This is a genomic window from Dyadobacter beijingensis DSM 21582 (assembly GCF_000382205.1).
GTDB lineage: Bacteria > Bacteroidota > Bacteroidia > Cytophagales > Spirosomataceae > Dyadobacter > Dyadobacter beijingensis.
In genome coordinates, this window is the sequence record NZ_KB907788.1 from 1,113,387 (window position 1) to 1,137,086 (window position 23,700).

Genomic DNA, 23,700 nt, shown 5'->3' on the forward strand with positions numbered 1-23,700 from the left:
ACCCATGACCATCCCTGACGCTACGTATGTAACAACCTGGTCATTAAACGTTTAAGCATTCTGGCAAAAAAATCAGCCTTTCGAAACAGGCTTTTTAGCCTTCGACGAGTCGCGCGGGATAAGTTTGGCTTCCATGAGGATCTGTTTCATGCCTTCATCCGGGTTCTTTAACTTTTTCAGCAAAAACTCGACGGAGGTTTTTCCCAGCATTTCCAATGGCTGCCGCACGTAAGTGATTGGGCAGTAATACAAATCGAACACCTCCGCCTGCCCGAAGCTGACGATCGCCAGGTCGGACGGCACTTTCAGGCGCAGCTCGTTGATGTATTTCAACGCATTGATAGCCAAGCCGTAAGTTGCGAATATCATCGCTTCCACGCGCTGGTCGGAGGCGAGTACTTCGTCGATGGCCGTGCGTACCTCGCTGTCCATTGTTTCAAAATTTACTTCTTTGAGCCAGGCGTCGTTAAAGTCGATGTTATTATCGCGCAATGCGTGCTGCAAACCCCGCACACGTTCCTCCATATGGTACATATTCGATTTGTAAGCCATAATGCCGATCCGCGAATAGCCGCTTTCGATGAGGTGAACACCGGCGTCGTACGAGGCTTTGTAATTGTTCGTAGCGACGAAATCGGTCTGGATCTCTGGAAAATGGCGGTCGAGCAATACGAATGGAATGTTCCGCTCTTTTAGATAATGCACCTGGTTTTCAGAGCCCTCGCAGGATACGATGATAAAACCGTCTACCTGCCTGTTGATCAGCACATTGACCAAATCCCACGATTTTTCGGCGTGCTCGTCGCAGCTCCCGATGATCACCGTGTAACCATTCTTTTTGGCCTCATCCTCTACCACACGGGCGATATTGGCAAAAAAGGGGTTTGAGATATCGGCGATAATCAGTCCGATCGTATAGGTTTTCCCGCTGCGCAGGCTCTTGGCCAGGTGGTTCGGCTGGTAGTTCAATTCCTTCGCTATCTGCCTGATTTTTTGAGCGATAGCCTCTCCTACCCTGGTTTCCTTCTCCTTGCCGTTGAGCACGTAGGAAACCAGGGCCGTCGAGACGCCCGCTTGCTGCGCAATATCTTTGAGCGATGTTTTTTTCATGGACGTATAAGCGTACCGTCGAATTTTCTTACTTGCCAGTTCGACTTCGTGGTAATCGGGAATTTCGCGGCTGCCTTTTCGTCGATATCCACGCCGATTCCCGGTACTTCGTTGACCGACATATACCCGTTTTTCATCGTCGGACAGCCCGAAAACACTTCCAGCGTCTTGTCATTGAACTGCACCGCTTCCTGGATACCGAAGTTCCACACAGCCAGGTCAATATGCGCGTGCGCCGAGTGCCCGACCGGTGACACATCACCAGGACCGTGCCAGGCCGTTTTGACATTGAACCATTCCCCAAGCCGGGCCACTTTCATCGCCGGTGTCACCCCGCCGATCTGCGACACGTGAATGCGGATATAGTCGAACCACTGGTTAGCCATCGGTTCGAGAAATTCATTGATATTATTGAATAATTCGCCCATGGCGAGCGGCACGGTCGTACTTTGGCGTAACAGCTTGAACCACTTCATGTTCTCCGGCGAGAACGGATCTTCGATAAAGAACGGCCGGTACGCTTCCAGCTTTTTGATCATATTGATCGCATTCATCGGCTGCACCCGTTCGTGGATATCGTGCAACAGTTCCACCTCCTCTCCACACTGCTTGCGCACCGTTTCGAACAGGATGGGAATGGCTTTCAGGTAAGCGTTTTCGTCCATATAATTGTCCGTCGCGCCGCCGAAACCCGCCTCTTTAAAGTCCGGCTTTTTGGTGGTGCTGCCAACGGCGCCGTAGCCCCCCTGCTGAATGCGGATATAGCGGTAACCCTGCTCCTGGATCTTCTTCACGCTCTCCACCGTCTCTTCGGGCGTGCGCCCGTTCGCATGGGTGTAGCACGGCACGGCGAAACGCACTTTCCCGCCCAGCAGCTGGTACAGCGGCATGCCGGCGCGCTTGCCCTTGATGTCCCAAAGCGCCTGGTCGAGGCCGCTCAATGCATTGTTCAGCACAGGGCCATTGCGCCAGTAAGAGCTTACGTAAGCGGCGTGCCACATATCCTCGATATTGTCGACGTCGCGGCCGGCACAAAACTCATTGAGATAGGTATTGATTGCCACCAGCACCACTTCCGCACGCTGAGTGAAGGTAGCGCAGCCCAGCCCGTATAAACCCGGCTCGGAGGTTTCTACTTTCACCACAATGAGGTTGGAGCCCTGGGGGGCCGTCGCAATGGCGCGAACGCTCTTGATCGTCAGCGGTTTCATGCCCCGGGCATACTGCGGCGTATCATGGTCGGCCGCGCGGGCATCCGGCGTGCCTCCGAAAAGACCCAGTATCCCGGCCGAACCGCCGAGCCCTAGCGCTTTCATCGTTTCCCGACGGCTCATTCCGTTCTCTTTCATGAATTTAAGGTTAAAGGTTTAAGAATCGTTGCTATCATTTTTTGTCCCACCACATTCTGGTATTGAGGTCGTTAGGCCCTTGCCGCGCATTGGCGTCGTTCACATTCTGCAAATTCACGACGATCTCGCTGTCGGGATAAGGCATTCGGCGGATGAAATCCTCCTTGATCTCCGAGCCAGGATATGGGTTCTTCTTCAATGCGGGGAAGCCGCTGCGCCGGAAATTCGCCCACGACTCGTTGCCATCGAGGAATGTCGCCACCCAGTACTGGGTATTGATCTGTTCCAATGCTTTCGCATTATCGAGCGGGTGGGCTTTCAGATAGGCTTGAATGGCGTCTTCCCTGATGGTCGCGGCGGGATCGTAGAGGGCCATTTGTTCCAGGTTGCCGCGGATACCTTTGGCGTAGTAATCGGCTGCCGTACCTGATACCCAGCCTCTTACGGCCGCTTCCGCGAGCAGGAGCTGCACCTGTGCGTAGGTAATGTGGAATTCGGGCGCGTCGAGTTTCAGTACTGTGCTCAGGTTGATCTGCGTAAAGTCCCAGAGGCTTACCACGCCGTTGGCGGCCAGTACACTATTGATCGTCACGTCGTTGTAGCCCATCGGCATGCCGATCTGCACTTTCGGATCGGATGAGGCGCGCGCGCTGGTTTGTTCAGGCCCGCCTTTCGCGCCTACATACCGAACCGCGAACACAGGCAGGCGGGGGTCGTTGTTTTCTTTGAGATAGTTCACAAATGGCGCGGCGAGGTAGAAATTGGTCTTCTCCCGGGCAGCCAGGTGATTGGCAATGAAGTTGTTATATAATGACGTATGCCGGATGGTCGAGTTATCCGCATTGCTTTCGAACAGACCGCCGGCTACGGCTTTGGTCACGTACGTTTTTGCGAGCGCCGGATCCACTTTGCTCAGCCGCATTCCGGCGCGCAGCATGAGCGAATATCCGAGCTTTTTCCAGCGTGCCACATTACCACCGTACAAAATATCGGTCGTAACGGCCGCCTGCGCAGGGTCCAGGGCGGCCGAAGCCTCCTCCAATTCTTTCAGGATATCCTTGTAGATGGCTTCCTGGGCGTCGTATTTCGGGCGGATGATCTCATTGATGTAACCCTGCCCTGCTTCGAAATACGGCACGTCGCCGTAGGTATCGGTCAGGATCATGAATGCATAGGCCCGCCAGATGCGTGCGGCATGGTAAATGTTCGATTGGAGCGGATCGGCTTTCGTCTGGTCCACCACGGCGGCCAGCTGCTTGATCACATTCCGGTAGAAATTGACCCATACCAAGGGCGAGTTCGCATTGTTGAGCTGGTTGTAATTCCCGCCCGACAGCGAGCTTCCGTAGGGCGTAATCACCTGCTGTACAATGCCGAAGTTGTAACAAAGCATACCCAGTGTGGAAACACCGTCGAGATAGGTGGTGGCGATAATGGCCTTGTTCAAAATGAGCGACGGCGCCAGGGAGGTCGGGTCGACCTTGTTGATATTGATCTCGTCGAATCCTTCGTCGCACGACGTCATGAGCGTCAGCGAAAGGAACAGCGCGAGGATATATTTGGATGTTACTTTCATGGTTACGACGGTTAGAATTTGACATTGAGGTTGAAACCAATGCTGCGGGTCGGCGGCAGGCCGGGCCAGAAATCGAGGCCGGTCGCGTTATCCGATGAGTTCAGCACTTCTTCCGGGTCCATATTCTCGGTCCATTTCTTGATGACCAGCACATTGTTCGCCACGGCGTTGATCCGCAGGCCCTTCACGAAAAACTTCTCGGGCAGGAACCGGCCCAGGTCGTATCCCAATGTGAGCTGCCGCAGTTTCCAGAAACCTGCATTCGACACGAAATCTTCATTGACACCCAGCGGGTTGATCGATTCGTAGAATGGCTGCACGGCCGCTTTGGTCTGGTTCACTTCGCCATCCGGGTTCACGCCGTTACCGATTACGTAGCCTTCCGCACGGCCCGGCAGCGTCCGTTTAGAGAGGCCGTGACGCAGGTAGTTGATGTTTCGCCCGGCGATCATTTTATGTCCCAGCTTGAAGTCCACCAGCGCCGAAAGCATTATGCCCTTGTAACTGAATGTGTTGGTGATCCCGCCAAAATATTTGGGCAACGCATTGCCGACATTCACCAATGTATTGTTTCTCAATGGCATACCACTGTTCTTATCAAACACCTGCCGGCCCTGGGCGTCGCGCAGGTATGTGAAGGTATAGAGCTGCCCGAGCGGCTTGCCTACCACCATGTTCAGCGTCCGGCCGCCTCCGCCGCCGACCGTGATGACCGTATCTTTCTCAGCCAGACCGAGTTTCAGCACTTTGGAAGTGTTGTAGGAAACGTTGAAACTCACATCCCAGGTAAAATCCTTCGTCTTCACCGGCGAGCCCGTGAGCAGGAGCTCGATACCTTTGTTCATACTCCGGCCGACATTAATAAGCTGTGCCGTGTAAGATGACGCGTCGGAAATCTGTGCCGCAAGAATCTGGTCGTCAGTCGTTTTGTGGTAGTACGTCAAATCAAATCCGAGCAGGTTGTTGAACAGCTTCATTTCCAATCCTGCCTCGGCCTCCTTGATGCGGAGCGGGCGCAGGTTTTTGTTCGGTACCACCGAGGCATTGATCCCGCCTACCGGTACGAGCTGGCCCGACGGGTTCGGGAACGAGTTGTTGTCCACCGCATAATACAATGCATTCGAATACGGGTTCACATTGTCGGAACCCACCTGCGCGTAGGCGGCGCGCAGCTTACCGAACGTGATCCACGAAGGGAGGTTCGGGAAGGCTTGCGAGAAGATGAAGCTACCTGTTACCGATGGATAAAGTATGCTGCGGTTCTGCGGCGCGAGCGTTGAGAACCAGTCGTTCCGGGCCGTTACGTTCAGGTAGAGAAACTCTTTCCAGGAAATAGTGGCGGCGCCGTACAGCGAGTTGATTTTCTTCTCGGAGAGCTGGTAAAGCGGGTTTTTGACCCGGCCATTCATGACGGTGTACAGGTTCGGTTGAATGAAATCCTGCACGGTGACGCTGTTGTAATCCATCCGCGCGTAGCGCTGGTTACCACCCAATGTCACGTCCAGACCGATGTTCCCGAACGTGTGATTACCGCCGAGGATGAAATCGAGGTTGCGCTCGGTGTTGCGGCGGACGTCCTGGGTGAAGGAACCGTTTACATAGCCAACCGGTGCTTTCGCAATGGGCGCATAGCCGTTGGGTATGTTATAGTCCTGGTTACGGACATAAAAATCCTGCGCGGCGCGGAGTTGCAGGTACAGCCAGTCGGTGAACTGGTACTTGACGGCCACGTTGCCGAATAGCCGGTCGCGGGTGATATTCTCGAAGTGATGGCTGAGTGAGTAATACGGGTTGTTGCGCACGAGGAAGCGCGAGAAAACGAATTCGTCGCCATTGGGCAGGGTCTGGTTTTGCCGCAGCGCATCAAACGGCATGGAGTTGGCCAATGTGAAGATCACCGTGGAAGTGGCAAAATCCTGGGTGTCGATCTGCGGCGGGTTGACATTCTTCTCTTTGGAATAGTTGACATTCCCGAATGCGGTCAGGCGCTTCGAGATATTCTGCGTAAATCCGATGTTGACCACTTTGCGGTTAAACTTGTTGTTTTCGACGATCCCGCGGTTATCGGTATTGGCCAGCGACAGGCTGAATCCACCGTTCGGGCCGTTGTTGGACACGGTAACGGTGTTGGTCATGTTCGTTCCGGTGCGGTAAAACTGCTTCACGCGACCGCGTACGGGCTGGTAAGGCCAGGTTTCGTTGTCAAACAAAGTCTGCGTCATACCCGGCTCGAACTTCTCACCGAAGCTCCACACGCCGGAGGTCGGATTGGCCGTCGTGGGGCGTTTCCCGCCTTCGCCCTGGCCGTATTCGTATTGGAAATCCGTGAAATCCAGCGGGGTATCGGTGGTGAAATTGATATTGTAATCCAGCCCTATCCCCCTGCCGGTACCGCGCGTTTTGGTCGTGATCATCACCACGCCGTCCTTCGCGCGGGAGCCATACAATGCTGCCGCCGTGGCGCCTTTCAGTACAGTCATCGATTCGATATCGTCCGGGTTAATGCTGGAAAGACCATCGCCCCCATCGGAACTATTTGCCGCCCTGGACCCGTAATCGCCTCCGCCGGCGAAGTTGGAGTTGTCGATCGGCACGCCGTTGACGACAATGAGCGGGTTATTCTGCCCGCTGAACGACGATTGCCCGCGAATGCGGATCTTGGCCGTTCCGCCCGGACCAGTGGATAGCGAGCTGATGTTCACCCCAGCCATTTTTCCCTGTAACGAGCTGACTACGTTGGGCGTACGGTTGGTAGAAATCTGATCCGCATTGACAGTAGCGGTGGCATAGCCGAGGGTTTTGGCCTCGCGTTTGATACCGAGCGCAGTGACGACCACCTCGCTCAGGTTTTTGGATTCCTGGATCAATTCGACGTCGATCACCGAGCGGGATCCGATACGGATGGTCTGGCTCACATAGCCTATAAACGAGAAAACGAGGCTCGCATTAGCCGGCGCGTCGAGGGCGTATTTACCGTCGGAGTCGGTGACGGTGCCTTGCGAGGTGCCGCTCACGAGCACGTTTACGCCGGGCAGCGGCTCCTTGTTATCTCCGGTAACGGTGCCCGAAATCCGGCTGTTTTGGGCAAAAACCGCGCTGCAATACAGCAGCAGCGCGATTATCGTAAAACATTTCTTCATCATTAATTGGGTCAGGGTGAATAGCGTTATGCGAAACATGCACGAAAACCGTAATCGCTTACGGACACGAGGGCCAGAAACAAAAAGGTAAAAACAAGGTGCTTCGCCCGGTATTCAGACCGAACGATCAAATATATACGTAAACAAACAGACGCCTCACAGCTGCCCTCTTTTCATCGAAGAGCAGCCTTTCTGCGCTTTTAAACGCGGGAGGTGGTTTCGTTAATCCGGAATTATGTGTTTAAACGATTAAGCATTTACCGAACCGATATACTGGGTGAAAATCAATTAGTCAGGTTTCCGTGATGGGTATCGGGTACTTAGAAATCCGCTCGACGTACTGTCTTCGGGACAAGAGAAATTATTCTTTCAGGGAAATATTGTGTCCAAATGTAGATTTAATCGATTAAACAACAAAATTTAAAATCAATTATTTTTACATTTTTTCTAAAAATAAACACATTGGCCTATTTTGCCTTTCTTATCAACGCATTGCACCGTAATTCCGTCGTTCGGATAATCAATCGCGCGCTTTACGTAAATGCGGGTTACACGCCTGGTAAGAAACCTTAAATTTGTCTGACGATCACCCTGCTGATTCCCAACAGTCCATCCTATCTATGACCTTTTTGAAACGCATGCTGGAACAATCCCGGCTGCCCCTGACCGTCGGGCAGTTCTGGTGGTACTCCTTCTGCTATTGGAGCATTTTTGCGGTAATAACTTTTGGTCAGCTTATGATGCTGTGGCTTTTGAAGGAGGGTGTGGTCATGCGGCCTCACGAAATGTTTATCTGGCTGCTCGACGGCCTGTTCTGGTGGTCGACGAGCCCGCTCGTGCTCTGGGCATCCATCAAAGTGCCGATCGCATTCAAGGTGCGGGAAACCTCGTCCATCATCCGGCCGCTCTTGATCCACCTGGTGATCATCACGCTTTGCAATATTTTCATTAATACATTGCATTACTTCATTACCAACCCGCTCATGTACAGTGCGGTGGGCAAATCCGTACCGCTGGAAAGTTACCTCTTCTCGTTTTTCATTGCATATACTGCCAGCGTAGGCCAGTACCTGCTGCTCGTGGTGGGTTTCAATAAGGTATCCTACATTTACCAGTACCAGGAGCTGAAACAGCAGCATTTCGAAACCGAGCTGCATAACGAACAACTCCGCGGGCAGCTGGCCAATGCGCAGCTGCAATCGCTGAAAATGCAGCTGAACCCGCATTTCCTCTTTAATTCCCTCCATAGCGTGATCAGCCTGATGATCAAAAACGATATCCGAAAAGCTACCTTAATGATCACCACCCTGAGCGACCTGCTGCGGGCGGTGCTGGCGAACCAGTCGGCGGATTTCATTCCCCTGCAGGAGGAGCTCAAACTCACCCGGCAGTACCTCGACATTCAGCAGATCCGCTTTCAGGACCGTCTGCAAGTGGAATACCATATCGACCCGGCCTCGGAGCTCTACCCGGTGCCGCAGCTGATCCTTCAACCGATCGTCGAAAACTCGATTACCCACGGCATTTCCGATATGACCACGAACGCGCTCATCCGCATTACGAGCACCGTGAGCGCGGCGGGCATGCAGGTAAACATTTACGACAACGGGATCGGTGCCGCACAGCGCAAACCGTCCAACGGCCTTGGCCTTGGATTGAAAAACACTTCGCTGCGGCTGCAACAAGCCTATGGCGATCAAGCCCGGCTGCAATTCGATCAGCCGCCGGGCGGCGGGACATCGGTGACGCTCTTTTTCGACGGCCGGCCGATGGCGGGGGGCGACGGGGGGAGGGTGACCGCCGACGGCTGACCGCTGAAGGCTGACCGTGGACGGCTGACGCCTGACCGCCGACGACTGACCGTGGACGGCTGACGGCTGACGGCTGACGGCTGACCGCGGACGGCCGACCGCCGATGGCTGATAGACGACTGGTGATGGATAATGGTGATGGCTAATCCTAGGCTGGTGAGAGGTGATTTGGGGCAGATCCGGATGAAAATATGGCCCCGCCGGGGCGAAGGTGTCAATGGAACGGTTGGTTACCTATAAACAGGACACCCCTCCGGGGTAGAATGCTAGTAATGCGGTATTATTGCTATAAACAGAGCGGCCCTAAGGGCCTAAAATAGCATGTCGCCTGTAAAAGTGACGCCGCCCGGAGGCTGGCGTATATGAGCTTAATTTTCGCTTGGCCACTAAATTTAACCAACGGTCGGCTATCGGCAGTCAGGAACAAAAACCACCAGCCGTCAGCGGTCGGCCATCGGCGGTCAGCCGTCGGCAATCGGCGGTCAGCGGTCAGTCGGCGGCAACCGGCAGTCAGCGGTCAGTCGGCGGCAATCGGCAGTCGGCCATCGGCGGTCAGTCGGCGGCAATCGGCGGTCAGCGGTCAGCGGTCGGCGGTCGGCAATCGGCGGTCACCCGTCGGCAACCAACAACAAAAAACATTAACCCAAAATAACCCCGATAAAACATGAAACACCGCTGCCTGATCATCGATGATGAGGTGCTGGCCAGGGACGTAATCAGGACATTTGTACAGCACGACCATTCTATTGAGATTACCGACGAGGCCGCCAATGGTTCCGAAGCCGTCGTGAAGATATTGCAGACGCGCCCGGACGTGATTTTCCTCGACATTCAGATGCCCGAGCTGGACGGGTTCGAGGTGCTGCGTGAGGTATGGCCGCATCACCAGCCGTTCGTCGTGTTTACGACGGCGTTTGACCAATATGCATTGCGCGCGTTCGAGGTGAATGCGATCGATTACCTGCTGAAACCGTTCGACGAGATCCGCTTTCACCAGTCGCTGGGGAGGCTCAAAGAGCGGCTGAGCCAGAAATCGCAGCCACGGATCGAGGAACTGGTCAACAACCTCCTGCGCGAGCAGAAGGAGAAGGAAGAAAACTACCTGCAACGGCTGCTCGTAAAGGAAGCCGGCAAGATGTACCTGGTCAAAACGGGAGACATTACGCATTTTTCGGCAGACGGCAATTATATATCGGTGTATACGGCACAGCGGAAAACCTACACCATTTATGAAAGCCTCGGCAGCCTCGAAAGCCGCCTCGATCCGCAGGTAATGATCCGGGTCGGACGATCGAACATCGTGAATATGAACTTCATTTCGGAGCTGGAAACGTATTTCAACGGCGAGTACATCATCCACCTCTCGACCGGCGAAAAGGTGAAATGGACCCGCGGATACCGCGACAATATCAAGGCGTTTCTCAGTAAAATGGGTTGAGCCGCCGTTACGGTTCACCTTTTGAAATGCACGGTTTACATCACGAAATGATCAGGTCAGAGATTTTTAGTGCGCGTTTCAACGATTTAGGACACAATTTTGTCAGCAATTATAACCTCCGTCCCGGCGGAAAGGCCATACCGGCCATTCAATGAGCACCATCAATCCATTAGCCATGTTTATGAAACCTTCTACCATCCTTACCTCAGCGGTCATCGCGCTGCTCCAACAGCCCAGAGGAGCGCAGCAGCGGCGGGGCCTTCTGATAGGCGCGATCGTCGCTTCGCTCATTCTCTGGAAAATTTTCACGGGTAACACGCACCCCGCCCAACCGCTCGCAGACGCATGCACGACGGCATCGCCCGCGGCGCAAAAAGCCACGACGGAGAAATGGAGCTACGACGAACTCGCACATAAGCTCATCGTTGAAAACACGGACCTCGCCTACAACGACCTCGACCAGGAGCTGCCGCAGGGCCTTGGAAAGTCGCTCAGCAAAGTTGCCCGGCACATTACCGGAAAGCCGGTCATCGCAAATCTCTGATACAAAAAAGGGTTGCCCGCTTCGATACCGGCAACCCTTTTTTTGTTACTGCTCCGCGTTTCAATACGCCGGTTCCAGCTCAGCCACAGCCGCTGCCTTTTGCGGTTCCACCGCCGGTGGCAGCAATTTGTACATGACCGGCGTTACCAATCGGGAGAGTAAGGTTGAGCTGATCAGCCCGCCGATCAGTACCAGCGCGAGCGGCGAATACAGCGCGCTGTACTCGATCACGAGCGGCAGCAGCCCGCCGATCGCCGTCATGGAGGTAAGCAGGATCGGTACGAAACGGATCTCGCCGGCTTCGATGATCGCTTCTTCGATACTTTTACCCTGCTCGCGCAGCTGGTTTGTGAAGTCCACGACGAGCAGGGAGTTCTTCACTTCGATCCCCACAAGGGCGATGAAGCCGATTGTCGCGGTGAAGGAAAGTGTTTCGCCCGTCAGGAACAGCATCGCCAGACCTCCCACGATGCCCAGCGGAATTACCGAGAGCACGATCAGGATGCTTTTGAAAGTCTTGAATTCGAGGATCAATACGCCCAGGAAGCCGAATACGGTAATCAGGATAATCATGCCGAGGCCGCCGAAGCTCTCCTGCTGGCTTTCCTTCTCGCCCGCCACCGTGAAATGCTGGCCCTTTTCAAATGGGAACTTGTTCAGCTTCAATGTAATGTCGTCATTCATTTTCTGCACATTATAACCCTGCTTCACGAATGCGGACACGGTCACGTAGCGGTCCTTGTCATAATGGCGGATCTGGTTCGGCGAACTTTCCATTTCAATGGTCGCGATGCTTTTCAGCGGGATGCTCGCACCCGACGCCGAGGTCACGTACAGTTTATCAAACACGCTGTAATCCTGAATAGCGGCATTGCGCGGCACGGATACATTAATGTCATAGCTGTCGGCCTTGCCCACATCTTCCCGGAACGTCGCCACATTGAGGCCCGCTGCCCCCAGCCGCACCGTACGATCGATGTCGGCCGAGGAAATGCCCAGCGTTCCTGCTTTTTGCTTGTTGATGTTGATGCGTAGATCGGTCGGCTGCACGAGCAGCGGATTGTTGACATATATGGTACCTTCCGTTTTGCTCAGCAAATCGGCGACGCGGAATGCGGTTTTGCGCAGGTCGTCGAGGTCCTCTCCGTAAATGCGGTAGGCCAGCGGCGCTTCGATGAGCGGCCCTTGCTCGAAGTCTTTTACCTTAATCTCCGCACCCGGATAACGTTCCAGCTTTTTCCGAAGCTTTTCGATCACCGCTACTTTCCCTTCGGTTTCAAGCCCTTCCACCTGTACGAATATCTCCGCAAAATTCTCGCTCTCGTTGCGTTGGATTACATTATAATAGACCCGCGGATTGCCCTTGCCCACATTCGTCGCGAAGGACGTAATCAATGGTTCTTTTTTCAAAACGCTTTCCACATAGCGGGCTATTTCGTTGGTTTTCTTCAAATTAGTCCCCTGCGGCGTCTCAATATCGATCAGGAACATGGGTTTCTCCGATTTTGGGAAAAGGCTATTGCCAATAAGCGGTACCAATGCCAGCGAGCCTGCAAAAATGAGCCCGGCGATGAGCAATGTCGTTTTCGGCCAATGCAACGCCCTGTCGAGCACGCTGCCGTAGGTTTTATGAATGCCCTTCTGCATGGCCCGGAGCAGCCAGTTGCCGCCTTCCTCCGCATGTGGTTTCAAAATGACGCTGGACAGGAACGGTACCACCGTCAGCGAAACGAGCATCGAAGCGAACACCGTCGTGATTACCGACATAGGAAGGCTGCGAATAAAATCCCCCGCGCCTTCGGGCAGGAACACCAGCGGAAGGAACGCGAATATCAGCAGGATCGTACAACCTACGACCGCGAGCCCGATCTGCGACGATGCCTGAATGGCCGCCTGCACCCGCCCATAACCCATGCGCAAATAGCGCTCGATGTTCTCCACGACCACAATGCTGTCGTCCACGAGGATACCCAGCGCCACGATCATGCCTACAATGCTCAGCTGGTTGATATTGTACCCAAACAAATTCATCAGCGTAAGCCCGATCGCCAGCGACAGCGGGATGGAGATCATCACCACAATGGAAGCACGTGTGCCGAGCGGCAGCAAAGTGAGCAGTACCAGCAGGATAGCAATGCCAAAGTCGCGCGCGAAATGCGAGAGGCGCACGTCGACGCTCTTCGCCTGGTCGAACACTTTCACGAGCTCGATATTCGAAGGAAGTTCCTTGTTAAACGCCGCTACTACGGGCTCCACCTGACCCTGCACGGCGATAATGTTCTCGCCTTCTTTCTGGCTCACATTCACGAAGCTGCACCGGAAACCGTTCAGCCGGGTGATGTGCGTTTCGTCCTCGTAGCCCATTTTCACATCGGCCACGTCCTTCATGTACACGATCTTGCCATTGGCGCGGGAAACTACCGTGTTGGCCACTTCATCGAGCGTACGGTAGCTGCCGCTGGTTTTGATATTCAGCTTTTTAGTAGCCATGCTAATGCTCCCGCCGGGAATATTCACACCCTCGCTCTGCAATGCACCCACAACCTGGTCCTGCGTGAGCCGCTGCTGCGCGATTTTTTGCAGGTTCAGGTTCACTTTTACCTGCGGCTCGGGAATGCCCGAGTACTCCACTTTTTTCAAAGTCTTGATCTTTTCCAGCCGCTCCTTGAAGTCTTTGGAATACTTCTTCAATTGCGCATAGGAAGCATTCTCGCTGATGAGCGCATACTGGTAAATGCTTACGTCCGAGGGGATCTGCTTGTTAATGCGGATATCGGCGACGTCGGCCGGGAGCTGCGCACGCAGCGCATTGATCTCGCGCACCACTTCCTGGTATTTATCGTCTGGATCGGAGCTGTATTTGTACATGACCTGGATCACGGCGAGGCCGTCGCGGATATCGGTGATGACATGCTTCATGTCGTCGAGCTCGTTGAGCTTCTTCTCCATCGGGTCCACCACGAGCTGTTCCATATCCTTCGGATTGGCGCCGGGGTACACCACTACCACCGTAAATTGCGGCGGGTGAATGTCGGGGTCTTCGCTGCGGGGCATGGTGAAAAGCGAGTACAGCCCCAATGCCAGCACGCCCAGGAATACAACCAGGGTGAACTGGTAATTTTTCACGGCAAATTCAGGTAATTTCATGGTCTTTGCGGTTGAAATGGTTACTGAACTACTTTAATCGCCGATCCCTCAGCCAGGTATGCCGATCCCTCACGTATCACGCGCGCACCGGCGTCGATGCCGGCGAGGATAAATGCCTTGTCGCCTTCCAGGAACGCTACTTTCACGCGCTTCTTCTGCGCACGGTTGCCGTCTGCCACAAACACGAATGCACTGTCGTTTTCGCCTTCGATCAACGCGTCCACGGGAATGGATACCATGCTGGTTTGCTGTTTGGGATAAATACTCGCTTTCGCGAACAGGCCGCTGGCCAGCTTCGCAGCCGGTTTGTCGAGCCGGATTTCTGCCTGGTACAAGCCCGAGACGGGATCGCTCACCTGTGCGAGGGTTTTCACACTGCCTGTAAATGTCTGCGGATAAGCGTCGAAAGTGATTTCCGCCTTTTCTCCTCCCTTTAACCTGGCCCAATCCTTGTCGGTCAGGCCGCATTTCACGACCCAGTCGGCGCTGCTCGTGCTGCTGATGTGCAATACCGGCGTGCCGCCTTGTACCTGCTCGCCGGCATTCTGCAATTTCTGCATTACCACGCCGTCGGCCGTCGAGTATATCTTGCTTTGTGACAAATTGAATTTCACGATATCCAGCTGTTTTTCAGCCAGTACCAATGCACTCTGCGTGTTTTCGAGCTGCTCTTTGGTGGCTACGCTGTCGCGGTAGAGGTTCTGTACCCGGCGGGCGTCGCGCTGGGCTTTCAGGAAGTTTTCTTCGGCCTGGGCCATTTGCGCGCCTATTTCCGTCGTATTCAGCGTCGCCAGCAGCTGGCCTTTACGCACCTGGTCGCCTTCCTTCACGAGCACGTCGCGGATAATGCCCCCGGTTTTGAAAGACAGCCGCGCTTCGTTCTCCGACCCGAGCAGGCCGGAAGTCTCCACCGCCTGCGATTGCGTCAACGCCGCCGAGCTGATGATCTTTACCGGAATGGTGTCGTCGGTCTGTTCCGCCTTCTTTTCTTCCTTGCACGCCGACGCAAATAGCCCGGCCGCGAGAATGTATGCGTATATAATAGGATGTGTCGTAGCTTTCATGTCATTGTCAGTTTGAGAATAGATAACTCGCCCGGGCCCGTTCCAGCTCTGCGGACCGGGTCTGAACGTTGAGATAGGAAATACTTTGCTGCAACTGGTCGGCGATCAGGCGGTTCTGGGCGTCGAGCAGTTCAATGTACAGCGACTGGCCCTCGCGGTACAGTTTCTGCTGATCGGAGTAATATTGTTGGGATAGCGTCGTCTGGCTCTTCGCCGCCTGGTAAGTCTGGATGGCCGACTGCAACGTGTTGGCAGCCGTTTTATTCTGCAATTGCAATTGCTGCTCCACCTGGCTGATCTGCTCACCTGTCGCTTTCTGCTCCATTTCGGCCTGTTTCACTTTGTATTGCGTACGGTTGTTGGCAAATACGCGCCAGTCGAGCGTGACGCCGAACAAGTAGTAGCGCGTGTCTTTATTGAAATTCACAAAATCGCCCTGCGAGCCGAGATCGATGAACGTCGAGAGCTTCGGTAATGCCCCTGCGCGTGCCAGCTGGCCCGATAATGCATTGATTTTCGATAGCGATTCGAGTTTCAGCAGCTCTTCCCTCCTGCCCTCAGCCGCACTGTCGGTAAAGCTCACCAACTCGCTGGCCTGCGCGATTTCCAATGCATTATCCAGGGGTTTGTTCAGCAAAAAGTTGAAGTACGCCTTCGCATTCACAGCGTCGTTCCGTGCATTACCTAACCGGGCTTCGAGACCGATCAGCTCATTTTCCGAGCGGCTGATCACCGTGCGGATGGCCTTGTCGTTCTTCACCAACGCCTGGTTGAACCGCAGGTTTTCCCTGGCCAGCGAAACAGCGCTTTCGAGAATACGCACCGCCTCGTCCGACTGCTGACAGGCAAAGTACGCGACCTTGATTTCCTTCACTAACTCTCTCCTGTACACGTCGATCTCCGCCTGTTGCAAATGGATCTGTTCCTTCCGGATCTTCGTATTGTAGGTGATTTCCGCATTGTACAGCGGTAGTGAAGTCCTGAATTTGGCATCGTAATAATTCCTCGGATTGAAGGTCTGGCTCACATTATCCACCTTCGGGAATGCCGAAGAATTCGTGAGCTCATTCAGAGAACTATACACGGGGTTCAGCAAATCGCCGATGGGAATGCTGATTTTCCGGCCGCCGCGCGAATCGAGATAAGACGTGCTGAAATTGACCTCGGGGTAAAAAAACGTGCGTGCTTCTTTGAGCGCGAAAAGGTTGCGTTCCAATATAAACCGCTGCTGTTTCAGTCCCTGGTTGTTGCGCAGGCCGTCCTCGATATAGCTTTGCAGGCGTGCGTCCTGACCCATCGCAGGGAAGAACAGCGTCAGCAAAGGCACAAGAAAGTACTGCCAATGCCGGAGCAATGGTGTGGTGACTCGCTTCATGATTAGTGATGTTTATTTAGTAAACAGTGTTTAGTAAAGGGGTAAATTTTTTTAGGTTTTCAAATTCTGCATAAAAAGCGTGAAGGAGCTGTACAAAACTTCGCGGGTAGCATCATCCTCCAACATGAGAATGCACATGCGCTCGCGTACATAGAGCGATACGAGCCCGTGCACGAACGACCATACCTGGATCGCCGTCACGTGTAAGTCGTTCTGGCGGATCTTGTCCTGTGCGAGGCAGTCCGACAGCGTCGTGAGTAAATAGCCGAAAGCACATTCGCCCGCCTTCCACTTTTCCTCGTTTTTGATCTGCTCCATCGGGGCACGCATGATGAACATCAGGTCATAATAATCCGGATTTTCGAGCCCGAATTTAATGTAAGTCCTGCCGATGGCATCCAGCCTTTCCAAAGGATCGGCGATCGCTTCGTGCTGCCGCAAAAGCTTATCCAGGATGTCGAACGCATTTTCGTGGATCACGTAAAAAATCTCGTCTTTATCCTTGAAATACAGATAGATCGTAGCGGGGCTATACTCGATGTCGTCGGCAATGTTACGGATAGACGTCTTATCGTAACCCTGCTTCAAAAACATCGCGGTCGCCGATTCGATGATCAGGTTCCTCATCTCCTGCTTTTCCCGCTCTTTTCTTTCCTTAATTGCCATGCTTTTGTAATTACAATGTGAATATAATAAACACTGTTTAGTAAATGCAAGTTGTTTAGCAAAATAAAGTAAGAAAGGCGGATTTCTACCCATGAACGGGCGGCATTCTGCGAGGGATCCGTTATTTTTTGCGAAAACGATCGTCGGTAAGCGCTTCGAGGAACGCGACGATGTCATCGACCTCCCCGTCGGACAGATTGAGTGAGCTGCCGAGCGACAAGTCGCGGTTGATGGGATTGCTGACGAATTTGTCGGGGGTATTATAGTACTGCACCACTTCGCGCAGCGTTTTGAACATCGCATTATGCATGTACGGAGCCGTAACGGCTACATTGCGCAGGCCAGGGACCTTGAAAAGTCCGATATGGGCGCTGTCTTTCGTGATTTTGAACCGCCCGGGATCGTTCAGTTCCTTACCATTATATAAACCGATGCTTTTGAAGCGATCGGCCGTGAAATCTTCGCCGGAATGGCAGGTTGCGCAGCCGGCCTTGCCGATGAAGAGCATGCGCCCGCGCACGGCTTCGGCGGACATGGCCTTTTCATCGCCGTCGAGGTAACGATCGTAGGGTGTATCCGTCGTTTCCAACGTACGCTCGAAAGCTGCGATGGCGGTGAGCAGATTTTTGTTGTTGACCCCGGTTTTAAATATCTTTTGAAATGCAGCGCTGTAAAAATCATCCTTTTTGAGTCGCTCGACGGCCTGGTCTACCGGCAAATCCATTTCGTCGTGCGCAGCCAGCGGGCCTAGCACCTGCTCTTCCAGCGAGCCGGCGCGACCGTCCCAGAAAAACTCCGGGCGTCCCGAAAGGTTCGTCAAAGCGGGGGAATTACGGGTGAGCCGTGTGCCCTTGTCGCCGATGCTGAATGCCGCCGTATCCGCGAATGCGAATGCCGGAATATGGCAGGACGCGCAGCTGATCGCCCGCCCGCGCGAGAGGATCGGGTCCGAAAACAGCCTTTCGCCCAGTTGTTCTTTCGTATTGACCTCTACCGAAGCACCATTTCTTTGCAGCGATACGAATGCCAGGGACACGCCGCAAACGGCAGCCGCCAGCCATTTAGTAAAATTCATGCGTTATCCGGAATTATAAACCAATGCATTCTAACAAATAGCATGCGTTGTCAATCAATCATTTGTACTGTTTTGATTAAAGCACATCCATGCAGTTCAATGCACCTCGAAAGCCTCTTTGAATGGCACGCAGAGGCCGTCCACGTTCGAACAGAGCAAGCCTTTAATCGTCCCCGTCACTTTCGCGTTCGCCTTCGTGAGGCGGATCTTTTGCCGAAACTCGGCCTTGTCCACGAAATAGGTATAAGCTTTGTCCCAGGTCGGGTCCACGGCTTTGAGCGGGTTCACAGGCTCGATATTCCCCACCAGTTCATAGTTATTGCCTGGGTTGAACACGAATTCGGTAGGAAGGGGACCAATATCACCCTTGAAATCAGACGAATACAGCTTCCAGTTCTGATCGATTTCCGCCGAAAAAACGACTTCCACCTCTTCGCCCGCCTTTGGACCAGTTTTAGACAGGTTAATTTTCCAGTGTGAAATGTCTTTGAGGTCCTGCGCGCAAACCGCACCCGCGGTGCACAGGAGCATTAGTAATATCCTGAAAATCATTGGGTAGTATTTTTGAAAGTTGAAATAACAAACAACTGCAAAGCACATGACACCTTGGCGGCGGCCTTGCAGTTGTCTCAAATCACCACGTACCTAGTTTGTTGAACCCACGATTTAGTCCAAGTATTTTTGTGTCTTTGTACGCCATTAATTCCCGGGCGGTTGGCGTGAGGAAAACCCGATGCAATTTTATTTGGAGCTCTTGGCCGTGCCAACCGACACCGAACTAACCCCCGCAGGAACCGGCTCCGAAATGAGTTCGTCGAGGTCTTTGTTCCATTTCGCGACGTAATCCTTGAAATACTGACCGGTAATCTCGCCCGTGTAACCCGTGTGGATCTGGCGTACTTCGCCCTTGCGGTCGATGAGGATGGTCGTCGGGAAGGCCATCATGCGGTTGAGCGCCGGCAGCTTGTCGGAAGCCACTTTTTTATCGGCGATACCGCCAAAGAGGATATCATATTCAATGCCATACTTCTTTTTCAGCGTTCCCAGCGTGTATTTGGCATATTCGAGGTCGTCTTTCTGCTCGAAACCAATGGCGATCGCCTCCACGCCGCGCTTCTTGTTGTCGCGGTACCAGGGTGCGAGGAACGACGTCTGGTCGGTACAGTTCGGGCACCAGGTGCCGATGATCTCCACGATCACCACTTTGCCCTTGTATTTATCGTCGCTGAGCGAAACCTGCTTGCCGTCGAGATCGGGCAGCGTGAAATCCAGCTTTTTGTAGCCTTCTTTCAGGTAGGTCAGCTGATAGGGATCGGGCAGCTCGGCCTTGTCGTTTTTCGAGCCTTCGAATTTGGTATTATCATAGATACCCGAGCTGATCACGCCGGTAATGCTGCCGTCCTCGTTGATCTTACCTTTATATACGCGCGGGTTTGGGCCGGAGAAATGCGAGAGCACGAACTCGTCGCCCTGAACCACGCCTTCGAGCTCGCGGCTATCCCCTACCGTGGACATCACGACGCCCGTGAGCTTGTTGCCTTCCTGTTTGAGTAACGCCACATTATCAGGCATTTTGGCCTTGCTGAACACCTGTAAGTCCCATTTACCGGAAAGATTATGCTTGGTCGGCTGCTCCTTACCCTTCTCTACGAAGCGGTAATTCTTGCCGTATTCGGCCGAGAACGGCAGCGCATTGCCGCGAAAACCCGGTACCAGGCTGCGGTATTCGCCGGTGATCCTGCCGTCGGACTCCACTTTGGCCACCAGCGCGGCGTCGTAGGTATTCATTTTCACGAAAATCGAGTCGGAGCCCACTTTCGTCACTTTGAAATCATCGCGGCGGGAGCCGTTGAGCAGCGTCAGCACCGGGTGGTCCTTGTCTTTGGCATTATATTCAAAGTTGAAGGGAATGTGTGTTTCGCTGATCACGAACTCGCCGCGCCAAACGCCCTGCTTCGGTGCTTTGGCATCCGGACCGTCGCCCGCAAATGCTGCATGACCGAACAATGTGGCCCCTGCCAATGCCACGGCTTTCATCTGGTTGTTGATTTTCATACAACTGGAAATTTTTAGGTTTTGGAAAAAATGAAATTCGATGCTTGCCGGTGACGTCCGACGGCGGTGCATGACAGCCGCTCTCCCGGAATTTAACCGTAAGTACTCTTTCACGACCCGAAGCATTTTGCAGGATTGGCCCGGATCAGCGGTTGGCCGGTAGTGGTTATGGCGACCGTCCGTTAAATGATGCAGCAAATATAAAACCCGGATTTGAATTATCTATAATTTTCGTAGACTAAGTAGAATAAACTCGTTTTTCATACCACCAAACTCCTACGCGTGTACATTAAATGCGCCTGGCCAGGCTGGTGGCACCGTGTCCGATTAGGTCTTTGCAAATGTTGAAAATGCGGATTACGCCGTCTTACCTTTGTGCCATTCGTATTAGTCTATAAAATACATAGATTTAATATAATAAAGCAGATCCGACGGTGTGCGGAATGGCTGCCGGCGGGATTGCAGGCTCTCCGCCGGCGCGGCAAACTTCGGTTCTCAGGATCCGGTTCGCCGGCATACTGGCCGCAGGCAAGCCTCCATTTCGCCATCGCCGGATCGGGTTTTCCCTTCCGTTTCAAGTCTACGAATCCAAATGATACTTATGAAACATTTATTACTTTTTATACTTTTAATATCCACTCCCCTCTTCGCCCAGCAGCGCACGCTGACCGGTGTAGTGCGGGCAGACGACGGCGCGCCGCTTCCGGGCGTGAATGTGGCCATCAGGAACACGCGCCAGGGCACCATTACCGACACCGACGGCCGCTTCACATTGCCGCTCGTGAAAGGAGAAACGCTCGTTTTTTCCTTTATCGGGTTCGTGCCGAAGGAATTGCCCATTACCGCCGCCGATGAATACAACGTGACGCTCGCCGCAAGCACGCACACGCTCGGCGAAGTGCAGGTGGTAGGCTCCCGCAATGCCAACCGAACGAAGATCGACTCCCCGGTGCCCGTCGACATTATCGACCTTAAACCTTTACTGGAATCGGCCCCGCAGGTGAGTATTACGCAGCTCCTGCAATATGTATCGCCTTCTTTCCACTCCGTGAACGGCACCAATGCCGGCGACGCAGGCTCCGCATTGAACCTCTCGCAGCTGCGCGGCCTGGGCGTAGACCAGCTGCTGGTACTCGTAAACGGCAAACGCCGCCACAAAAGCTCCAATATCAACTGGGGCGGCCTCGGTAACGGCGCTACCGGCTACGATCTCAACTCGATCCCTACCGCAGCGATCGAACGCGTGGAAATCCTCCGCGACGGCGCGGCGGCACAATACGGTTCGGACGCGATCGCCGGCGTGATCAATATCGTGCTCAACAAGAGCGTCGACGCGCTCACATTGAGCTCCACGGCCAGCACCCGCCGCCGCGGTGACGGCACCACTACCCGTACCAATGCCAATTATGGCTTTGTACTCGGCAAAAGCGGGGGCTACCTTAATACGACGGCCGAGTTTGCGACACAGGTAATCTCGCTGCTCCCCGGTAAGGACGATGCCGGCCTCTACCTCGGTCCGGTCTACGGCGGCGGGGCTAACACGCGGGGTTACGATGCTATCTATACGAAAGAAATCGACGAGGCCATTCTCGCTTCGCGCGGCATCGATCGTCATTATTTCGACCGGCGCGGCGGGGGTTCCAACAAGGCCAAAGACGCGTTGCTATTCTTCAATGCCGCCGTACCCATCCGCGAAAATGCCGAGCTGTATGCATTCGGGGGGATCAGCCACCGCAACTCGCAGTTCACGGCCGTGTACCGCCTGCCCGGCTGGACCGAGCGCAACAACGCATTCCTCTACCCCGACGGTTTTTTGCCCGCGATGGAGAATATCATCACCGATAAATCCTTCGCAGTGGGTATCAAAGGCAAGGTCCGCGACTGGGACGTCGATATTTCGAATGTGTATGGCAAAAACGATTTCGGGAATGTGATCACCAATTCGCTCAATGCAAGCCTGGGCCTCAAATCGCCCACGACCTTCGACGCGGGCAGCTATAATGCGAGCCAGAATACAGGCAGCATCGATATCAGTCGCTATTTTCCCAAAGCATTAAAAGGCATCAACGTCGCATTCGGCGCGCAGTACCGCGTGGAAACTTACCAGATCATCGCGGGCGAGGAAGCGTCCTATTCCAAAGCCGACTTGCGCACGGTTTACGGTCTCGACACGACGGCTGCCGGCATTATTTACCAGGTCAAGGAAGGCTCCATCGGCCTGAACGGACTCTCGCCCGGCTCGCAGATCCACGCCGGCTTCCGTCCTGAAAACGAAGTAAGCGTGAACCGGTCGATCCTCGCAGGCTATGCCGACTTGGAGGCCAACATTACCGGCAAATGGCTGTTATCCGGCGCATTGCGCCTCGAAAGCTTCTCGCAGCTCAGCAACGTGACCACCTACAAAATCGCCAGCAAATACAGCATTACCGACTGGCTGGGCATCCGCGCCTCGCACAATACCGGTTTCCGCGCACCCGACCTGGCCCAATACTACTACACCGAAACATCTACCAGCTTTCAACAGGGCCGCGCCATTGATCAGGTGACGGCCTCCAACCAGAGCGCAGCCACCCGCGCACTGGGCATTCCTACGCTCACGCCGGAAAAATCGAAAGGGTATACCGCCGGCTTCACCTCCCAGCCGTTCCGCAATTTCGAGCTCACGGCCGATGCATACCTCGTCGATATCAAAAACCGTGTTGGCAATACCGGCAATTTCTCGGCCACGGACGTGAACCTGCCGGCAGAGGTGCGGACATTGTTTGTGCAAACGGGCACCACCCAGGCCAAGTTTTTCTATAACTCGTTCAGTACCCGCACGAAGGGCCTGGAAATCACGGGAAGCTACCGCACGCCGTTCCGTAATGGGACATTGAGCCTGCTTTTGGGAGCCAATTTTGTTAAAAACGAGGTAACACAGGTGAATACGCCGAAAGGGCTGGAAGCTTACCGCTACATTATTTTCAACGACGGCGAAAAGGCAAGGGTTACCTCGCAAATTCCCGGGCAGAAGATCACCTTGCAGGGGATTTTCAAGAAAAACCGCCTCACATACCTGGCCCGTGCCGTGTATTTCGGTTCAGTGACCAATGCCTCGGCGTTGAATGCGACTTTCCCGAAACCGGATTACTTCTACCAAAAACTCAACCCGATCTGGGTGGCGGACGTGTCGGTAGCTTATTCGGTATCGAAATCGATCCAGGCGACATTAGGCGTCAATAACCTCTTCAACGAACTCGGCGACTATTCCGATCCTAAACTCTCCGCGCTGAACAACCCGTCGGTTATCGGTATCCAGAACGGCAGCGCGGGCATCCAGCCATTTATCCGTTTCACCGCAAAACTTTAAT

The 23,700-nt window shown here is 53.9% G+C and carries 15 protein-coding genes; 4 read left to right on the forward strand and 11 right to left on the reverse strand.

Features of this window, described 5'->3' with window-relative positions; genetic code table 11:
- Nucleotides 1–72: 72 nt before the first annotated feature.
- Genes H144_RS0118155 through H144_RS0118170 form a run of 4 tightly spaced genes read right to left on the reverse strand, consistent with a single transcriptional unit; the run spans nucleotide 73 to nucleotide 7,175 of the window.
- The gene (locus tag H144_RS0118155) at nucleotides 73–1,110 is read right to left on the reverse strand and encodes a LacI family DNA-binding transcriptional regulator (RefSeq protein ID WP_019943522.1); all 1,038 of its coding nucleotides are present in this window, start codon (nucleotides 1,108–1,110) and stop codon (nucleotides 73–75) included.
- Nucleotides 1,107–2,459, reverse strand: a complete 1,353-nt coding sequence (locus H144_RS0118160; RefSeq protein ID WP_019943523.1) for an enolase C-terminal domain-like protein — start codon at nucleotides 2,457–2,459, stop codon at nucleotides 1,107–1,109. Before H144_RS0118160 ends, H144_RS0118155 begins: the two co-directional genes overlap by 4 nt.
- A gap of 34 nt (nucleotides 2,460–2,493) precedes the next feature.
- Entirely contained in the window at nucleotides 2,494–4,035 is a 1,542-nt protein-coding gene (locus tag H144_RS0118165; RefSeq protein ID WP_019943524.1) for a SusD/RagB family nutrient-binding outer membrane lipoprotein, read from the reverse strand.
- An 11-nt stretch (nucleotides 4,036–4,046) separates the two neighbouring features.
- Nucleotides 4,047–7,175 (reverse strand): SusC/RagA family TonB-linked outer membrane protein, encoded by a 3,129-nt coding sequence (locus H144_RS0118170; RefSeq protein WP_033402941.1) that lies wholly within the window; start codon nucleotides 7,173–7,175, stop codon nucleotides 4,047–4,049.
- 620 nt (nucleotides 7,176–7,795) lie between these two features.
- Here H144_RS0118170 and H144_RS0118175 point away from each other — a divergent pair.
- The 3 genes from H144_RS0118175 to H144_RS0118185 all read left to right on the forward strand — a co-directional run bounded on the left by H144_RS0118175 (nucleotide 7,796) and on the right by H144_RS0118185 (nucleotide 10,968).
- Nucleotides 7,796–8,986 (forward strand): sensor histidine kinase, encoded by a 1,191-nt coding sequence (locus tag H144_RS0118175; RefSeq protein WP_229207929.1) that lies wholly within the window; start codon nucleotides 7,796–7,798, stop codon nucleotides 8,984–8,986.
- Between the two features lie 664 nt (nucleotides 8,987–9,650).
- Nucleotides 9,651–10,424, forward strand: coding sequence for a LytR/AlgR family response regulator transcription factor (locus tag H144_RS0118180; protein ID WP_019943527.1), 774 nt, complete (start codon nucleotides 9,651–9,653; stop codon nucleotides 10,422–10,424).
- Between the two features lie 181 nt (nucleotides 10,425–10,605).
- Complete coding sequence (locus H144_RS0118185; RefSeq protein ID WP_157504820.1) at nucleotides 10,606–10,968, forward strand: hypothetical protein; 363 nt, start codon at nucleotides 10,606–10,608, stop codon at nucleotides 10,966–10,968.
- 60 nt (nucleotides 10,969–11,028) lie between these two features.
- Here H144_RS0118185 and H144_RS0118190 read toward each other — a convergent pair whose 3' ends face one another.
- From H144_RS0118190 to H144_RS0118220, 7 genes are all read right to left on the reverse strand, one after another.
- Nucleotides 11,029–14,115, reverse strand: a complete 3,087-nt coding sequence (locus tag H144_RS0118190; RefSeq protein WP_019943529.1) for an efflux RND transporter permease subunit — start codon at nucleotides 14,113–14,115, stop codon at nucleotides 11,029–11,031.
- A gap of 20 nt (nucleotides 14,116–14,135) precedes the next feature.
- Nucleotides 14,136–15,179, reverse strand: coding sequence for an efflux RND transporter periplasmic adaptor subunit (locus H144_RS0118195; RefSeq protein ID WP_019943530.1), 1,044 nt, complete (start codon nucleotides 15,177–15,179; stop codon nucleotides 14,136–14,138).
- Nucleotides 15,180–15,186: 7 nt separating this feature from the next.
- Nucleotides 15,187–16,554: a TolC family protein gene (locus H144_RS0118200; protein ID WP_229207930.1), complete on the reverse strand. Its 1,368-nt coding sequence runs from the start codon at nucleotides 16,552–16,554 to the stop codon at nucleotides 15,187–15,189.
- A 51-nt stretch (nucleotides 16,555–16,605) separates the two neighbouring features.
- Nucleotides 16,606–17,220, reverse strand: a complete 615-nt coding sequence (locus H144_RS0118205; RefSeq protein WP_019943532.1) for a TetR/AcrR family transcriptional regulator — start codon at nucleotides 17,218–17,220, stop codon at nucleotides 16,606–16,608.
- A gap of 121 nt (nucleotides 17,221–17,341) precedes the next feature.
- On the reverse strand, nucleotides 17,342–18,295 hold the full coding sequence (locus H144_RS0118210) for a cytochrome-c peroxidase (protein ID WP_019943533.1): 954 nt from the start codon (nucleotides 18,293–18,295) through the stop codon (nucleotides 17,342–17,344).
- Between the two features lie 96 nt (nucleotides 18,296–18,391).
- The gene (locus H144_RS0118215) at nucleotides 18,392–18,847 is read right to left on the reverse strand and encodes a protein-disulfide reductase DsbD domain-containing protein (protein WP_169409405.1); all 456 of its coding nucleotides are present in this window, start codon (nucleotides 18,845–18,847) and stop codon (nucleotides 18,392–18,394) included.
- A gap of 189 nt (nucleotides 18,848–19,036) precedes the next feature.
- On the reverse strand, nucleotides 19,037–20,350 hold the full coding sequence (locus H144_RS0118220; RefSeq protein ID WP_019943535.1) for a peroxiredoxin family protein: 1,314 nt from the start codon (nucleotides 20,348–20,350) through the stop codon (nucleotides 19,037–19,039).
- Between the two features lie 601 nt (nucleotides 20,351–20,951).
- Between H144_RS0118220 and H144_RS0118230 the strand changes: the two genes are divergently transcribed.
- Entirely contained in the window at nucleotides 20,952–23,699 is a 2,748-nt protein-coding gene (locus H144_RS0118230) for a TonB-dependent receptor (RefSeq protein WP_169409406.1), read from the forward strand.
- Nucleotide 23,700 lies beyond the last annotated feature (1 nt).

Bases quoted from the DNA above. Each gene is read 5' to 3' on its own strand.
- H144_RS0118155 (WP_019943522.1), bottom strand. From the start codon at position 1,110: ATGAAAAAAACATCGCTCAAAGATATTGCGCAGCAAGCGGGCGTCTCG.
- H144_RS0118160 (WP_019943523.1), bottom strand. From the start codon at position 2,459: ATGAAAGAGAACGGAATGAGCCGTCGGGAAACGATGAAAGCGCTAGGG.
- H144_RS0118165 (WP_019943524.1), bottom strand. From the start codon at position 4,035: ATGAAAGTAACATCCAAATATATCCTCGCGCTGTTCCTTTCGCTGACG.
- H144_RS0118170 (WP_033402941.1), bottom strand. From the start codon at position 7,175: ATGAAGAAATGTTTTACGATAATCGCGCTGCTGCTGTATTGCAGCGCG.
- H144_RS0118175 (WP_229207929.1), top strand. From the start codon at position 7,796: ATGACCTTTTTGAAACGCATGCTGGAACAATCCCGGCTGCCCCTGACC.
- H144_RS0118180 (WP_019943527.1), top strand. From the start codon at position 9,651: ATGAAACACCGCTGCCTGATCATCGATGATGAGGTGCTGGCCAGGGAC.
- H144_RS0118185 (WP_157504820.1), top strand. From the start codon at position 10,606: ATGAAACCTTCTACCATCCTTACCTCAGCGGTCATCGCGCTGCTCCAA.
- H144_RS0118190 (WP_019943529.1), bottom strand. From the start codon at position 14,115: ATGAAATTACCTGAATTTGCCGTGAAAAATTACCAGTTCACCCTGGTT.
- H144_RS0118195 (WP_019943530.1), bottom strand. From the start codon at position 15,179: ATGAAAGCTACGACACATCCTATTATATACGCATACATTCTCGCGGCC.
- H144_RS0118200 (WP_229207930.1), bottom strand. From the start codon at position 16,554: ATGAAGCGAGTCACCACACCATTGCTCCGGCATTGGCAGTACTTTCTT.
- H144_RS0118205 (WP_019943532.1), bottom strand. From the start codon at position 17,220: ATGGCAATTAAGGAAAGAAAAGAGCGGGAAAAGCAGGAGATGAGGAAC.
- H144_RS0118210 (WP_019943533.1), bottom strand. From the start codon at position 18,295: ATGAATTTTACTAAATGGCTGGCGGCTGCCGTTTGCGGCGTGTCCCTG.
- H144_RS0118215 (WP_169409405.1), bottom strand. From the start codon at position 18,847: ATGATTTTCAGGATATTACTAATGCTCCTGTGCACCGCGGGTGCGGTT.
- H144_RS0118220 (WP_019943535.1), bottom strand. From the start codon at position 20,350: ATGAAAATCAACAACCAGATGAAAGCCGTGGCATTGGCAGGGGCCACA.
- H144_RS0118230 (WP_169409406.1), top strand. From the start codon at position 20,952: ATGAAACATTTATTACTTTTTATACTTTTAATATCCACTCCCCTCTTC.